Raw genomic sequence first — 15,178 nt, 5'->3', positions numbered from 1 at the left:
TGGGACGGCTCGCGGGGGCTTCGGGGGGGGCGGCTCGCGGGATGGCTCGTGGGGCCTTGGGTGGTGCTGAGGGAATGAGGCGCGTTGGGGGCTTTGAGGGAAACCCCGTCCGCCTTCCGAGCACCTGAGCCCTCAGGCCGAGGACGCACTACCAGCCTTGGTGATGACATGCGCCGTATCGACATCGATGACCCGGACGTAGAGGTCGACTTCGACCACCGGCTGCTCCACCACGGTGAACCCTTCACGGGAGAAGCCGAGGAATACCTGGCCGGACATCGCGTCAGCCTGGTGACCTACCAGGACGGATACAAGAACGGTCCGTTCCGCGAATGGTTCAAGAGCGGCGCCCTCCGCGCGGAAGGGACGATGCGCATGGGTTTCGTCTCCGGCGAATTCACACGCTGGCACGAGAACGGCACCCTGGCGAAGAAGACGGTCAACAGCCCCGACGACAGGACTCCCCTTGCCGCATTCGAATGGGACGAAGAAGGACGCCCGACCCGCTCGTGGGAGCGTGGCCACGCACAAGGATGACCTCGTTTCTGGAACTCACCCTCCGCCGTGCGGGGCACTGATCACGCGTATCCATCCGTTGCGTAGCGCAGCGGGCGCTTCACCACGCTCCCGGCGTCGTTGAGCAGCAGCTCCGGCAGCTCGTCTTCGAAGAACCGGATCTGTCCGATGACTCCTGCCGTGTCGGAGTGGTGCGCCAACCGGTCGATCAGCGCCTCGACCTCCGGCATCATTTCGGCGTGCACTTCCTGCCGAACGGTCACGGCCCAGCCGTTCGGCCCTTGGACCAGTTCGCCGACCTCCACGCCGCCGATGCGCCGGGCGGGACCGCGACCGGTCCAGACGGGGTACTCATCGGCTCCCGCGTCTTCGGACTCTTCCTCCGAGCCAGTGAGGCCGAGCTGCCAACGAAGATCATCGAGGATCGCTTCCGGAACCGAAGGCCGAAGGTCCAGCGAAACGTCGACAACGTAGAGGTCACCCATGTGCCCAGCCTATTGTCGTCAGCTATGCAGCCCCGAAGGGCACCCGAGAACGGGCCGCCCCGAAGAGACGGCCCGTTGAGCTCGGCGGATCAGACATTGAAGCGGAACGTCCGGGGCTCGATTTTGAACTGCGGCGGAACTTCTATTAGGGGCATGCCCCAGGGCTTCGCCATTTGACCGCGTTGGTCATCGGTCGGCGATTACGGGACCCTGCGGATTGTCTACGGACTGGGCGGGGCTGCCGCACGCGCGCTTCCATGGCGCGCTGAATCCTTCTGGAGCCTGCCGACGTGTGGCGTCGGATGCCCTGCGGTAGTGAGCGCGCTCTGCGTCACTCGGCCCGGATCCGGAGGAACCGGCCTGCCTTCGTAGTCCGCGATCAAGGCTACCTCGATTCCAGTCCCTGGCCTTCGCTCTCAGCGCGGAAGAGGTCCGCGCGATGCCCGGCGGCCGCGCCCGCAACGCCTCCCTGCCCGAGCCCCCGTCCAGCTCGGCCCCAAGACCGCCAGGCCAAGTACTACCGGCTCCCCGGCAGCCCCCCCTCTGACCTCTCTCCGGCTGGCAGGTCAACGAACGCCTAATGCGGTATTTGAAGGGGGCGTGAGGGATCCGCGTGAGGCCTCGGTGGTGCTGAGGGAACCGACGGACGGACGTGACTGTCAGCGCCTCGTGATACAAAAAACCATGTCCGTTCAGTACCGACACAGGTAACCGACACATCTGACACAGGTGCGAGAAGGCGCCTGCCGGACGCCGTGCGCTGACCTCCGGACCAAGACGTCAGCCGATCGGATGCCGGACGGACGGTGAGAGGAAAACGTATCGGCGGTAGGCCGCAGTCGGGGGCGGGGCGAAAGCGTTGGACATCAATCTCAAGCCGGAGGAGATTCCGCAGTACACCGGCCACCTGGAGACGCTGGAGAAGGACCACGCGGCGCTGAGGAAGGACGCGGAGAACATCCGCTCGACCGGCGCGGATGTCCACTCGCATTTCCAGGGCCTGTCGGCGTTCTACAAGGCCCCGGAGGCCGAGCAGCTCTTCGCCACCACCAAGCCGGTCAAGGACCGGGCCGACGCCTTCGCCAGTGATCTGGAGACCGTTGCCTCGGCGCTTGCGGACTACGCGGATGAGATCCGGCCGCTGAAGACCAAGCTGGAGAACCTGAAGGTGAAGGCGCAGGCCTTCATCCGCGATCACAAGGACGATGACGACGGGGACTACGACGAAGAGCTGACTGCCGAGCACAACCAGATCCGCGACGACATCAACGCCACCGTCGCCGCGTTCTGGGCGGCGGAGCGCGCCTGCTACAACAAGATCGTTGCCCTGTGGAACGGCCCGAAGATGGTGGCCGGCGACGGCTCGAAGAAGGAGCACCAGTACGGCTTCAACGCGGAGGACCTGAAGAACGCGAAGGTGCCGTGGGGTGATCCGGTGGAGCAGAAGCACCACTGGTACGACGTCGGCCACTGGCTGAAGTCCTTCGCGTGGGACGGCATCGTCGTCGACGGGATCTGGGGAACCATCAAGGGGCTGGGCACCCTGGTGGGTGTCGACGGCTGGGATGCGGCGGGGCAGGCGTGGAAGGGGCTGGCGCAACTGGCGACCGGCCTGACCCTGGCCATCACTCCCGGGGTGCAGACGCTGTTCTGGATCCTGCCGGACGACAAGCTGCCGTCCTGGGTCCGCGATTCCCGCAAGACGATGAAGGAGACCGGCAAGGCTCTGGTCGCCTGGGACGAGTGGGGAAAGAACCCTGCACGCGCTGCCGGCGGGGTCACCTTCAATGTCCTCACCACCGTGTTCACCGGCGGCGCGGGCGGTGCCGCTGCGGGCGCGGGCAAGGCCGGGGCGGTGGCCAAGGCCGTCTCCGTCGCTGGCAAGGTCGGCAAGGCCATCGACCCCATGACGTACGTCGGCAGGGCCGCCGGCGCGGGCCTCTCCAAGATCGGCGACATCGCGAAGAGCATCAGGGGCATCGGCAAGGTCGACGTCCCGCCCCTCCCCGACAACGCCGTCGAACTCCCCGAAGGCACGGTCCACCTGCCCGACGGCACCGTCCACCTTCCCGAAGGCGCGTCGATACCCAAGGGCGCCGTCGAACTCCCCAACGGTGGCGTCAAGCTCCCCGACGACGTCCCGGCTCTTCCGGAAGGAACGGCGAAACTACCCGCCAGCGAAGGTGTTCCGGCTCAGTACGTCGACCCACAGGGCAACATCCTTGATGGTCAGGGCAATACTCTCCAGCAGGCCTCAGACGCTCCCAGAGACTTCGGCAACCCGCACTCCCTGGATGCCGATGCACCGCATGTCGATACCCCGGTACGCGAACCGGCCCTGGCCGGCGCTGGCTTCCACACCAGCGACACCACCAGCTCGGTGGCTCATAGCGGCGATGCTCTCAGTGATGGCGGCCGCCTCGGTGACAACATCGACGGCTCTCCGGGGCAGGCGGGGAACCACCTTCCCCACGACAGCGCTGCTGACCACTTGCAACATGGTCATGCCGAGGGCAGTGGCCGTAACCCGTCCGCAGGCCACGAGACGACTGCCGAGGGCCGCCCCGGCAGCCACGGCAACGGTCCGGATCACCATGGAGGGAGCGGGCACGAGCATCCTGCGGCACACGACGCCGACAACGGGGCGGCCCACTCTGACCACGGCGGCGCCGGCCACATGGACTTGGACGACAGTCCCGGGCACACCGATCACGATGGTGAGACCGCCCATGCCGCGCCGCATGACGGCCCAGGCCTCGAAGGCAAGGGAACGCCCACACCTACGCCGCAAACGCATCCTCTCGGTGAAAATCGCGACGGCTTCTCCATGATGGCCAAGAACGACCCCTTCTACCGAGAGGCCTTGAAGTCGAAGCCCTTCCCGGGCCATTACGACGTAGTCGCTCATGGCACGCCGCACAACACACTGATGGACACAGCGGGCGGCAGAGAACTCACTCCGCGGCAATTAGCTGATGTCATCCGACGTCGGCCGGACTACACCCCAGGAACGCCCATCAGGTTGCTTTCCTGCAACACTGGACACTTGGATGGTACGTTCGCCTCGCAGCTCGCGCGCGACCTTCGCGCTCCAGTCGTCGCACCCGACGGTTTCCTCTACGCGGACCGGTGGGGGCGATTCGGCGTATGCCGCGAGCGCAAGATGTTCGTGAACAACGTGCCCGGGCTTCCAGACTCCTTCTACCGCTACCACCCTGGCGGGTACCAGGAGAAGATTCCCCGCTCCGAGTGGACAGTGGACTAAGGACAGGTATTCCAATGCAGATCTTGCCAGCCTTCATTGAGATTGAATCCGCAGACGCCAGCCGTTTCGAGCAGGTGTCGCTACGGGAGAGGGTGGGCCTCCTGCACCAGTCACTTCGTGAGCCACTGGCACATTACCTCGAAGAATCTCCCTCCCTAATGTCCGCAGGAAATATCGCAGACCCTCTGGATGCCGAAAAGGGACCGGTTGTTCCATTCGGATTCTCCACCGACGGAGAGTGGGCTTGGCCGACATACTGGGCATACTTCGTTCGCGAGTACGGCGTATCCGTTCCTGAAGATTTCTTGGCGCACGCCCGGACCCGCAACTTCTCGCCAGTAACACTTGGCGACGATGAAGCGCAAAAGGCATCCGATGCCATTGAGGCAGCACTTTACGGGCAATGAATTCTATCTGGCCGCGAAGAAATCGCTGAGAGGCTGCACTGTTTCCTACCGTCACCTTCCCCCGGCATGATGAGGCGGGGCCGAATACCGCGCGCTGGGCCGACGCTCTCGGGCAGGGGCTGAGCAAGTCCGTCGCCCGGCTCGAGACGTCACCGACCATGATCGATTCGGCGTTCCGCACTGCCCTCCTGCACGTGGAAGCGCGGTGCACGCTCGACCCGCGGGCGGCGGCGCTGGAGACGTGGGAAGCCGTGGTCACGGCGATGCAGCTCGGGTCGGCACTGTACGAGGTGACGGGCACGGCCGAAGGCACGGTCGAGTGCCGCATCGACCGTGAGATGCGGACCCTGCCCGCGATCGGCCCGCGCCCGTACGCCGACGCCGGCAACTGGCTCACGGCCTTCTGGCTGGCCGTCGTCTGCCGCGACCAGCAGCGGATGACGCGCCTCTGCGAGATCCCCCTGGAACGCCTGCGGGCCCCCGAGGGCGAGTACGACGAGTACGTCTACCACTGGGTCGACACCCTGCAGACCTACTGGCTGAAGCGGCCGGGGCTGGTGGAGAAGCTGGTCGCCGCGATCGAGAATTCATATCCCGAAGCGGTCTCGGCCGTGCCCCGGGACCTGCTGCAGGGCGTGCTGTACCCGCCCATCAACCTGTTCCACCGCTTCGTGCGCAAGGACGAGGCCGGCTTCAGCCCCGCCCTCGTGGAGGCGCTGGAGCTGCACAAGGCGTACTGGACAGCCGACGAGGACCGCGCCAAGGACCCCGACGGCCGGATCGCACTGGGCCCGCTGGCCATCGCCTGCTTCGCATACGACGGAGGGATCCCCATCGAGGTCGAGTCCGAATACCTGCCGAAGCACCTCCTGCAGCGCTCCTGGCTCGGGGAATTCCCCACCTGAGGAAGCCGTACGTCAGAAACCCCCGGCCGCTGGAGCGGCCGGGGGTTCCTGGTGCAGGGCACGGGTCAGACGTTGAAGCGGAATGTCCACCACAACGCTCTGACCTGCGAAGACACGTTTCCTCGGGGCCCCAGTCAGCACAGAACCAGCACGGGAAGCACAAGGTCAGCACTACGCCACCTCCTCGTACTCTCCGGGCGCCTGCGGCGCATCGCTCGGCACCGCCACGGGCACGGGCCGCATGGCGTCCTGCATGACCTCGCGGCAACGATGCCAGGCCCCGGGGACGAGATGCCCGTAGATGTCGACCGTGGTCTTGATCGACTTGTGGCCGAGCCAGCGCGAGACCTCGTGGATCGGGATGCCGTTCGCCAGGGCCGTCGAGGCGAAGAAGTGCCTCAGCGCGTGCGGGGTGTACTTGGGCTTGCCGTTCGCGTCGACCAGTCCGGCGCCCTTGCACGCCTTCTTGAAGTGGTAGCCGTACGTCGTGGCCGTGGGCATGATGCCCTTCCCACGCTCGCGGGGCGCGAAGAAGACGTCGAGCTGCCGGTCCTTGCCCGCCTTGTCCTTGAAGATCACCGGGATCGGCTCCCACCGCTCCAGATGGGCGTCGATCTCCTCGTCCATGAAGGGGGCGATCGGGATGTCCCGGTACTCCCCCTCGGCGCGGTGCTTCAGCGGAACGAAGGTCGTCCGGCGGTCCCCGCGGCTGGCCTGCGAGCTGACTTGCCAGCGGACGCGGATGAAATCGGTGCGTCGGCATTCGCTCGCGAACGCCAGGGTCTCGCTGATCCGCAGGCCGGCGCCCGCCTGCAAGTAGATCGTCAGGCGGTATTGGGGCGAGATGTGCTGCGCCAGGAGCTCGACTTCTTCGAGTGTCGGGATTTCGTCCTCGTCCACGGCGAGTGAGCTCGTCCGGGGAATCTTGACGCCCCTGGCGGGGTTCTCGGATATGCGCTTCTCAGCGATGGCGGCCTCAAGCATCGCCGCCACGAACTTCATGCGGTCGTTGATCGTAGAGGCGGCCATGCCCTCACCCTTGCGGTGCAGCGCCGCAACGAACCGCTCGAAGTCGGCCCTGGCGAGCCCGGCCAGAGTCTTGCGGCCGAGATGCGGGATGAGGTGGTTCTTCGCGAACCCCTCGTAGTTGCGCATCGTGCCCTCGGCAAGGATCTGCCGTTCAAGCCATTCCATCGCCCACGCGCGCAGCGTGATGGCTCCCCGCTGGGGATCGAGGTAGATCCCCATCCCTTTGTCGTGTTCAACCTTCGAAGCGAAGGCATCGGCGCCATCAGGGCCGGTCTTCTTGGCGAACGTCTTCTCTCTCTGGCGCGCCGTGCGCCCACCGGGCTCGCGGTAGCGCACCGTCCAGCTGTGGCCGCAGCGGATCTTGTCACATGGGTAATACTTGTTCGCCGGGTCTGTTTTGCATTTCTGAAAGACGGTGGCCATATGGCCTCCTTTCTTCGGCCGGAAAAGGGCATGGCTCAGCCGCGGAAGGAAAGGGGTGACTCAGCCGTAGTTCTCATCCAGATAGGCCACGATGTCGCGCTCGCGGAAGCGCAGGAGGCGTCCGACTTTCTGGGCTTTGAGGCCCCAAGCGCGATACTTGTTGCGGACCGTTATTTCGCTGACCTTGAGCCATTCGGCAACTTCCTCCGGCGTCAGCAGCCGATTGCTACCGCCTTGACTCAAACCCGCCCCTCGAAGGGGTACGAAAACCGGGCGAGGTTATGGACGGCTCCCCAGGCGGTCTCCGCCGAGGCGAGGGCGCGTTTACGGTCTTCCTGAAGCACGCGAATGGCCGCCAGCACCTGTGAGATCCGCCACCGCCGCCGAGGCTCACCATACGTGCCGCCTCGCCGACCGCCTTCGTGGGCCGAGCTCCTGGCCACTTTGGAGGACGCCTTCGCTGCCCGAGGCGTTCCTCGCGACGCGTGCATCCCGCTGCGCTGGGGACGGGAAACGGAGCTTGCCATCTCGGCGGTCCAGGCCCTTGATCCCCTCCTCAAGGACGGCCGTCCCGTGACCTACCGCAGTGGGTTCATTCCGCAACCGGTGGTCCGCTTCACCGGGGAGCGAGACGCCGACGGGGAGCTCCTCGACGGCTACCTGACCTCCTTCGTGAACGTCTCGCGCGTCCAGCCGATACAGAGCATCGACGAGTACGCCGCCGTCCTCGACGACTGGCTCTACGTCCTCTCACGACTCGGCTTCCATGCCCGGCACATCAGCCTCTACGGTCAGCTGAAGGTGTGGCACCGCCGCCAGGTGGCCGGCGTGACCCTGATGTTCCGCCATCTGGACGTGACGCTCGGCGACATCGTGCTCCTCTGGAACAGAGAAAACCCTCAGTGCATGGCCGTCGACCTGGGCACGGGCCTTGAGCGCTTAGCCTGGGCCCGGACGCTGCGGAGCTGGAACGAATTGATCTTCGGCTCTCTTGCCGGAGCCGCCCCCGCTCCCACCTTGGACGCGCTTCGCACGGCGACGCTCCTCCTGGGCAACGGCATCATGCCGGCCGCACGCGGCGCGGGCGGGGTGACCCGTCGGATCCTGGGCGCCATACCACCCACCTCGGTGCGCCTTGGAGTGAGCGCCGCAGTTCGCGCAGCACACAGGTACTGGACAACGGTTGAGGCGCTTCCCGTCCCGTGGCATGTGGTGGCGACCTGCGTAGAGCAAGAGGTCGCCCGCCGGTAGCTACATCGCCGGCGCCCTCGGGAAGCCTGGCTGAAGGGCCCCAGCCCAGAGGCTGGAGCCCTTCAACTTCTTCCGAGGTGGTCTCCCATGCTATCCGTGGGCACCTGTGATCGTCAGCAAGACGTCCCAACTCTTTGCTTGGCTTAGGTGATCTTCAGTGGCGAACAGGTACCTCCATGTACCGAGGTCACCACGGTCGGTCACTTCCTTTGCCCACGCCACAGCGGCTTCCTTCTTGGCCAAGACGGCTTCGCTGGACGCCTCCGCGTTCGACTTGCCTTCGACGAGCCAGTGGACGCCGTCTACGTCAATGGCGATGAAGTCCGGAAAGTACTTGGAACCGCTGTCGAGTTGGATGTAGGTGTCTCCACGCGATTCGAGCCGCAGCCACCACTTGACCTTTGGGCTGGCATCCATCAAATTGGCCAGCTTGACCTCTGTCGACCGCGCGTCGAAGTACACGACGGGGAGGATCGAGCAGTCCCAACCCGTGTACCCCATGCCACGGATCACCTTATCCGTGATCTCCATCCGTGACATTGTTTGGCCCGGCATCGGCTGCGCAAGAGGCGGGACGCTCACCGTCACGAACTCATGCTCGGTCTTGGCTAGCTTCTGCCGGAAGCTGGAGACCACGAGCCTCTCCAACTGGCTTAGGGCAAGTTTCGCCCGAGCTTCTTCCCAAGGCGTACTGTCCTCATCATCGCCCTCAATTGCTGACCCGAGGAAGGCGCCGACGATCCGCTGGGCGTGCTCAACCTCATCATGTGTAAGTTTCAGCTGAGGCAGGTTGAGAATCCGCTCTTCCAGATCTTCCCTGATCTTCGAAATCGGCCAACTATGCTGCGTTGCGGTGGCAGATTTCTGTTCCTGCGTGAAGGTGCTAACGCTGTCGTCGATGCCGCGGGCGGCATCAACTGCCGTACGCCTCAGCTCGACCTCTATTGCGTACTTGAACTTCCTACCTTCCGCGGCCACAGCTTCTGAGCTAACGAAGGCCAGACTGTAGGTATCAGGCTTCTCCAGCAGTCGCCTACTCGGGAACTTTATGATGGGAGCGCCATCCTTGGGGCGCATGGTCTGCGGAATCTTATGCTTTTCCGCGTCCGCTTCTGCGAGCCGCTGCTCCATAGCGGCCATCCCAAGAAAGACAGCCTCGGGGGCATCGCTACTGTCTCCCCCGTCTCGGACAGGAGCCTCAGCCGTGAAGACGATCATCCCCTGAGTCTCGGTTTCGGCGTGCGGGGACTTTGCGCCAGATCCGCCAATTCCCGCATTTACCGGCCCACCCTTGTCCGTCGGCGTCGACCTTTGCAGGAGAGTGTTCTCCAGAAGGGAATCCTTCGAGGCCAACAACTGCCGATACGACTCGTGGGCGATGATGTCGACGCTGTCAATCATCGAGAAACCGACGCGCTTTCCGTACGGAAGACGCAATCCGCGCCCGAGAATCTGTTCCGTAAGGGTTTTCGAGGCGAGAGTACGCAGCGCCACGATGACGCTGATGTTCTTGACGTCCCACCCCTCTTTGAGCATGTTTACCGAGACCACGGCCCGGACCGGAGACTCAGGGCTTTCGATGCTGGCGAGGGCTTCGAGGGCGTCTTCCTTGCTTCCCGATGTGACCTGCAAAACGGCTTTAGGGTCTTCGATAAAGCCCGGCCCTGCCAGGATATCGGCAGTCTCGGTGGCCTCCTCGATGCTCTGGCACACCACGAAGAGGACAGGATTGACCACAGGACGCCCGTTGGTGTCAGCCCACTCCCGCGTTGCCTCCTCCTTCACCTTGCGAAGATGGCAGGCATCAGCGAGCTGAGTCCGCACATCAGTGTGCCCGTCCTCGCGGTAGACGATGACCGGCACTTTCACGAGCTGGTCAGCAATAGCCTCCGCAAGTGAGTACTCGAAGATAACCCTTCCGGGTACCCGGCGGTCCGCATCGTCAGGAGTGGCAGTCAGGCCCACGAGAGCCCGAGGCTGGAGGTCCCGCACTGCTTCATGAAATTTCTTGGCTTCACTGCGGTACACGTGATGCTCATCAGCAATGATGACCAAGTCATCAACGGTTCGCAGGTGCTCATACAGAGCAGTACCGATGAACTCATCGGTCATGTATGTGGTGCGCGAGGTCTTGGCCGTCGGCTTTGTCAGAAGTTGGACATTGAAGATGAAGACCTTCAGCGCATCCGGGTCATGCAGTGCATCACCAACACGGCCTCCCGCGTAGTTCTCGGGATGGATAACGATGGGTTCGTAGTTGGCGCCGGGCACAAACTTGGGGCTGCCCGGGTCGAAGTTGGCAAGGGTCTTCCTCTGGATTGTTCGTCCCGGAGTAACGATCAGGACATTGCGAACCCCCTGATCGGCGAGGTAGTCAATCAGGGCTCGGCAAATGTAGGTCTTGCCTACACCGGTGGCGAGATCACACACGACCTCGCGACCGTCCCCCGACTGGATCTCCTCGACGACCTTAGCCACGGCACGACGGTTAGGTTTCCGCAGCTCCATACGGGCCGCCAAATCCTCGATCGCCGCCTGGTCGTACGTGATCCAGCTCAACGAAGCACACGTCCCTTCATATCCAAGAGGTCCTGGGGCGCCTTCTTGATTCGCGAGCCAGGACTCAACTTCTCAAGAAGACTTGCCGCCTCACGCAAGTAACTCTTGCCTACAACGAGAACCTTCTCGTCCTCGTTCAAAGCCTCAACGGCCGCGCGTACCGTACTCTCGGTAATCAGCCCGTCGACGACTGCCAGACGCTGCCGCCCCTTGCGGCCGACGAACGGCGGCTCGGCATCCCGTTCAAGCTCAAACCCGGGAATCTGAGCACAAGCGGCCTCTGTAAATGCTTCTCCGACCACCCACGGTGCGAGAAGCAGCCGGTTCCCTAGGAGCTCGTACATGGACGGCGCTACTTCGATCTGCCGGAAGCCGCCACCCTTTTCCCAACCGACCGATTCAGAGATGCCTCCGCGGTCTTCCCCGGACACCACCATCTCCAGCCGTGGCCGAAGGTAAGTGGCGACCGTGTCAGGCTCACGCTCGATAGTCACCCACCTGCGATTCATCTTGTGGGCGACAGCGGCCGTGGTTCCTGATCCGCCGAAGCAGTCGAGAACGATATCCCCAGGCTGCGTGGAAATTTGCAATACTCGCTCCATGAAGCGTTCCGGCTTCGGAGTAGCGAAGCTCGCAACGCCCGGGAATAGCTTGCGCATCTCATTCTTCGAAGTTCGATTACTTCCGACTTCGGGGTGCCTCCAAAGAGTGCGAGGAACGAGGTCGGATACCTCACTCAGATATCGCTTGATGCTAGGACGAGCATCCCCTGTCGGGCCCCACCAAATCGCCCCCTTGGAGTCGAGGTCCCAGAACCTCTCTTCCGAGATCCTCCAATACCTACCCGGCGGCGGCTGAAATTCGCGCCCCGTGGGTCCAGTGACCTTGTACTTCCCCAGCGAATATGGTTTGTTGGCAAAAGGGTCACCTGGATACCAGGGCCCCTTGGGGTCACCATCCGGGTTCTCGTAAATACTGTTCGCCTCGTCGGTCCTAGGCAGCTTGTTGGGAACCCAGTCAGGACGCTTAGAGTAGACGTGAATATAGTCGTGATCCGTGCTGAACTGCCGCGCAGAGTTTCGAGGCGAGTCGGCCTTTTCCCAGATGATCGTGGCCACGAAATTACTACGACCGAAGATTTCATCGAGCACCACTCGCGCGTACGCAGCCTCCGCGTCGTCCAGGTGGACCCACACGCTTCCGTCTTCGGCGAGCAGATCCCGAATCAGAATTAGCCGATCACGCAGCATGGTGAGCCATACAGAATGCTCAAGCCCGTCATCGTACTGATCGAAAGCCTGCCCGGTGTTGAAGGGCGGGTCGATGTAGACCAGCTTCACCTTGCCACGATATTCCTTCGCGAATTCCGGTAGTCGCGTGAGCGCCCTGAGCGCGTCCCCGCTATCACCTGTGATCATCAGGTTGTCACCGGCTCGCTTGAGGTCATCGTTCACTTCACCGACCGTCGCGACATCACGAAGGAGACGCGTCTCGGTCACTCGGAAATCGTCCCGATCGACCCACTGGTAGCCGCCATCCTGGGTGCTGACGAGAGACCTGTCCTTATTGATCCAAGACAGGCTGAGACGCCCCGAGGTCCCCATATGCCTTCCTCCAACTGTCGTGACATGGGAAGCGTACCGGCGGGGACTGACAACGAGGTCCACTCTCCGTACAACCTGCTTCGCCGGCCGCTTCGCTGCTGCGGATGCCCCTTGCGTGCCACCATCTCCAGGAAGTCAGCACCAAACCAGCACGGGAGGGGTGCAGAGGGGTGATGAGCGGTGCCTACAGGTCAGCACCAAGTCAGCACGGGCATGAAAGGGGGGCCTGACCCCGAAGAGGCAGACCCCCGCTGACCTGCATGTTTGTCAGATCAGCAATGCTGTGCTATGGAACCCATCACACGTTGAAGCGGAACTCGACTACGTCGCCGTCCTGCATCACGTAGTCCTTGCCTTCCATGCGGGCCTTGCCGGCGGAGCGGGCTTCGGCTACTGAGCCGGCGGCTACGAGGTCGTCGAAGGAGATGACCTCGGCCTTGATGAAGCCCTTCTGGAAATCGGTGTGGATGACGCCGGCGGCCTCGGGAGCGGTGGCGCCCTTCTTGATCGTCCAGGCGCGGGATTCCTTGGGGCCGGCCGTGAGGTAGGTCTGCAGGCCGAGGGTGCGGAAGCCGACGTGCGCGAGGGTCGCGAGGCCCGGCTCTTCCTGGCCGACGGACTGGAGGAGCTCCAGGGCCTCCTCCTCGTCGAGCTCGGCGAGGTCCGCCTCGAGCTTGGCGTTCAGGAAGATCGCCTCGGCGGGGGCGACCAGCGCGCGCTGCTCGTTCTTGAAATCCTCGTCGGTCAGCTCGTCCTCGTCCACGTTGAAGACGTAGAGGAAGGGCTTGGTGGTGAGGAGGTGCAGGTCGTGCAGGAGCTCGGAGTTCTCCGCGCCCTGGACGATGCCGGCCGAGAAGAGGGTGCGGCCCTCCTCCAGGATGGCCTTGGCCTCCTCGACGGCCTTGACCTTGGGCTGGACGTCCTTCTTGATGCGCGACTCCTTCTGGAGGCGCGGGAGGACCTTCTCGATGGTCTGGAGGTCGGCGAGGATCAGCTCGGTGTTGATCGTCTCGATGTCGTCCTTGGGCGAGACCTTGCCGTCGACGTGGACGACGTTCTCGTCCTTGAAGGCCCGGATGACCTGGCAGATCGCGTCGGACTCGCGGATGTTCGCCAGGAACTTGTTGCCCAGGCCCTCGCCCTCGGAGGCGCCGCGCACGATGCCGGCGATGTCGACGAAGTCGACGGTGGCCGGCAGGACCTTCTCGGAGTTGAAGATCTCGGCAAGCTTCTGCAGGCGGGGGTCGGGGACACCGACGACGCCGACGTTGGGCTCGATGGTGGCGAACGGGTAGTTGGCCGCCAGCACGTCGTTCTTGGTCAGGGCGTTGAACATGGTCGACTTGCCGACATTCGGCAGACCGACGATTCCGATCGTGAGCGACACGTTGGCGACTCGACTTCCGACGGGAGGTGGGGTGGGGTGGGCACGGCCCGCACGGTCCGCGCCGGGGGTGGGCCGTGGCCCGGTCGGGCGGTGGCCGGGTGGGCCGATCCACCAGTCTACGGGGAGGGACGGGCGGGCTGTGCGCCGTACCGGTGGCCTTCGGCGGGGGCGGGGTGAGGTGGGGTGGGCGATGCCAGGCGCCGGGGTACGGGTGCGCCGTACCGGCTGTGGGCGGTGCCGGGCCGCCGGGGTGCGCGTGCGCCGTACCGGCGGCGGGGGCGGTGGTCCATGCCACGCGTCGGGGTGCGGGTGGGCCTCGTCGGCTGGCCCCCACTCGAGCCCCCTCCCACCGGCACCCCTACGTCGTTCGTGGGGCCTCGCGTGCGGCGTCCGTATGGTGATCTGGGGGCATCGTCGTGGAAAGCGCGTGTCCTACGGGCTATTAATCCCACTTAGCGGCCTACCGTTGGCGAGTGGAGCAACACGAAGCGCGCGCACCTCAGCACCCCCCGTCCCGGTCCGGGCGACCGGCCGCGGCGCGTGGCGCCGGGAGCCGCCCCGCCGCGGCAGACCCCGCCGTCCGCGGCAGCCGGCCCGCCCCGGCGGCGGCCGGTTCCTCGGCACAAGCGGCCAGGCAGGCCGCGCAGGCCGCACAGGCGGGCAGGCCACCCACGTCGCAAGATGCGCGGGCGGGCAGGCCAGCCACGTCGCAAGATGCGCGGGCGGGCAGGCCAGCCTCATCGCAGGGCGGACAGGCAGCAAGGTCGGCAACGTCACAAGCCGCACAAGCCGCACAGTCCCCGCAAGCGGCCAGGTCAGCCGCGTCGCAAGACCCACGTGCGGCCCGGCCGAGCGCGTACGCCGCGCAAGCAGGCAGGTCGGCCGCGCCGCAAGCCGCACACGCCGCACGACCCGCCGGCCCCGCCGCTGCGTACGCATCTCGGGCCGCGATCAATGAGACCTCGACCGTTTACCGGGCCGGGGCCCGGCGCGTGTTGCCCGGGCCGGTTGCCGCGCTGGTGCGCAGGCTGCCGGCGGCGAAGCTGACCGGGCTGGGGTGTGCGCTGCTGACCACGCTCGCGCTGCTGGTCTTCGCCTTTCTGGACCGGCTGCTGGCGGGTGGCTCGCCCACCGTGTACGGCGTCTGCTTCGTGCTGGCGGGGGCCGCCGGCGCGCTGTGGGTACGCCCGTACGACCTGATCGTCGCGCCGGTGACGCTGCCGATCGCGTACACCGTCGGCAGCCTCCCCGTCGCCGGGGCCGGCGGCGGGGCCGGCGGCGGGGGCGGCGGCCTGCTGATGGGCGTCTTCACGCTGCTCGCGGTGAACGCGGGCTGGCTCTACCTCG

At 64.9% G+C, this 15,178-nt stretch carries 11 protein-coding genes and 1 pseudogene; 6 read left to right on the top strand and 6 right to left on the bottom strand.

All coding sequences use genetic code 11. The annotated features are described in order from the left end of the window. The first annotated feature begins 168 nt into the window (after window positions 1-168). Window positions 169-537: a toxin-antitoxin system YwqK family antitoxin gene (locus C3486_RS08520; protein WP_103831969.1), complete on the top strand. Its 369-nt coding sequence runs from the start codon at window positions 169-171 to the stop codon at window positions 535-537. Window positions 538-578: 41 nt separating this feature from the next. On the opposite strand, the gene C3486_RS08515 is transcribed toward C3486_RS08520, so the two are convergent. Then, window positions 579-1,001 (bottom strand): hypothetical protein, encoded by a 423-nt coding sequence (locus C3486_RS08515; protein WP_103831968.1) that lies wholly within the window; start codon window positions 999-1,001, stop codon window positions 579-581. Window positions 1,002-1,860: 859 nt separating this feature from the next. On the opposite strand from C3486_RS08515, the gene C3486_RS08510 reads away from it, so the two are divergent. From C3486_RS08510 to C3486_RS08505, 3 genes are all read left to right on the top strand, one after another. After that, on the top strand, window positions 1,861-4,266 hold the full coding sequence (locus tag C3486_RS08510) for a hypothetical protein (RefSeq protein WP_258052663.1): 2,406 nt from the start codon (window positions 1,861-1,863) through the stop codon (window positions 4,264-4,266). A gap of 14 nt (window positions 4,267-4,280) precedes the next feature. Next, window positions 4,281-4,673, top strand: coding sequence for a hypothetical protein (locus tag C3486_RS36905; protein WP_146074977.1), 393 nt, complete (start codon window positions 4,281-4,283; stop codon window positions 4,671-4,673). Between the two features lie 158 nt (window positions 4,674-4,831). Then, window positions 4,832-5,578 carry an immunity 49 family protein gene (locus C3486_RS08505; RefSeq protein ID WP_103831967.1) on the top strand — a complete coding sequence of 249 codons (747 nt, stop codon included), beginning with the start codon at window positions 4,832-4,834 and terminating at the stop codon, window positions 5,576-5,578. Between the two features lie 171 nt (window positions 5,579-5,749). Here the strand turns inward: C3486_RS08505 and C3486_RS36790 are convergent, their stop codons facing one another. Beyond that, complete coding sequence (locus tag C3486_RS36790; RefSeq protein WP_107501213.1) at window positions 5,750-7,030, bottom strand: tyrosine-type recombinase/integrase; 1,281 nt, start codon at window positions 7,028-7,030, stop codon at window positions 5,750-5,752. A 60-nt stretch (window positions 7,031-7,090) separates the two neighbouring features. Continuing rightward, window positions 7,091-7,273 (bottom strand): helix-turn-helix domain-containing protein, encoded by a 183-nt coding sequence (locus C3486_RS08495; RefSeq protein WP_103831966.1) that lies wholly within the window; start codon window positions 7,271-7,273, stop codon window positions 7,091-7,093. A gap of 330 nt (window positions 7,274-7,603) precedes the next feature. Here C3486_RS08495 and C3486_RS08490 point away from each other — a divergent pair, with 330 nt between their 5' ends. Beyond that, window positions 7,604-8,281, top strand: a complete 678-nt coding sequence (locus tag C3486_RS08490; RefSeq protein ID WP_181138480.1) for a hypothetical protein — start codon at window positions 7,604-7,606, stop codon at window positions 8,279-8,281. Window positions 8,282-8,371: 90 nt separating this feature from the next. Here the strand turns inward: C3486_RS08490 and C3486_RS08485 are convergent, their stop codons facing one another. The 3 genes from C3486_RS08485 to ychF all read right to left on the bottom strand — a co-directional run bounded on the left by C3486_RS08485 (window position 8,372) and on the right by ychF (window position 13,831). Beyond that, on the bottom strand, window positions 8,372-10,789 hold the full coding sequence (locus C3486_RS08485) for a DEAD/DEAH box helicase family protein (RefSeq protein ID WP_258052667.1): 2,418 nt from the start codon (window positions 10,787-10,789) through the stop codon (window positions 8,372-8,374). 47 nt (window positions 10,790-10,836) lie between these two features. Further along, the gene (locus C3486_RS08480; RefSeq protein ID WP_219822205.1) at window positions 10,837-12,339 is read right to left on the bottom strand and encodes a site-specific DNA-methyltransferase; all 1,503 of its coding nucleotides are present in this window, start codon (window positions 12,337-12,339) and stop codon (window positions 10,837-10,839) included. 403 nt (window positions 12,340-12,742) lie between these two features. Then, window positions 12,743-13,831, bottom strand: coding sequence for a redox-regulated ATPase YchF (ychF, locus tag C3486_RS08475; protein ID WP_103831963.1), 1,089 nt, complete (start codon window positions 13,829-13,831; stop codon window positions 12,743-12,745). Window positions 13,832-14,304: 473 nt separating this feature from the next. Here ychF and C3486_RS38740 point away from each other — a divergent pair. Further along, window positions 14,305-15,162 (top strand): annotated as a pseudogene (locus tag C3486_RS38740) (DUF6542 domain-containing protein); the annotation flags it as partial. Window positions 15,163-15,178 lie beyond the last annotated feature (16 nt).

Source organism: Streptomyces sp. Ru73, assembly GCF_002920575.1.
In the GTDB taxonomy this organism is placed as follows: Bacteria; Actinomycetota; Actinomycetes; order Streptomycetales; family Streptomycetaceae; genus Streptomyces.
This window is presented reverse-complemented; position numbering and strand designations above follow the sequence as displayed.

What these genes read in the sequence shown, in the direction of transcription:
- C3486_RS08520 (WP_103831969.1), top strand. Translation starts at nt 169, where the DNA reads ATGCGCCGTATCGACATCGATGACCCGGACGTAGAGGTCGACTTCGAC.
- C3486_RS08515 (WP_103831968.1), bottom strand. Translation starts at nt 1,001, where the DNA reads ATGGGTGACCTCTACGTTGTCGACGTTTCGCTGGACCTTCGGCCTTCG.
- C3486_RS36905 (WP_146074977.1), top strand. Translation starts at nt 4,281, where the DNA reads ATGCAGATCTTGCCAGCCTTCATTGAGATTGAATCCGCAGACGCCAGC.
- C3486_RS08505 (WP_103831967.1), top strand. Translation starts at nt 4,832, where the DNA reads ATGATCGATTCGGCGTTCCGCACTGCCCTCCTGCACGTGGAAGCGCGG.
- C3486_RS36790 (WP_107501213.1), bottom strand. Translation starts at nt 7,030, where the DNA reads ATGGCCACCGTCTTTCAGAAATGCAAAACAGACCCGGCGAACAAGTAT.
- C3486_RS08485 (WP_258052667.1), bottom strand. Translation starts at nt 10,789, where the DNA reads ATGGAGCTGCGGAAACCTAACCGTCGTGCCGTGGCTAAGGTCGTCGAG.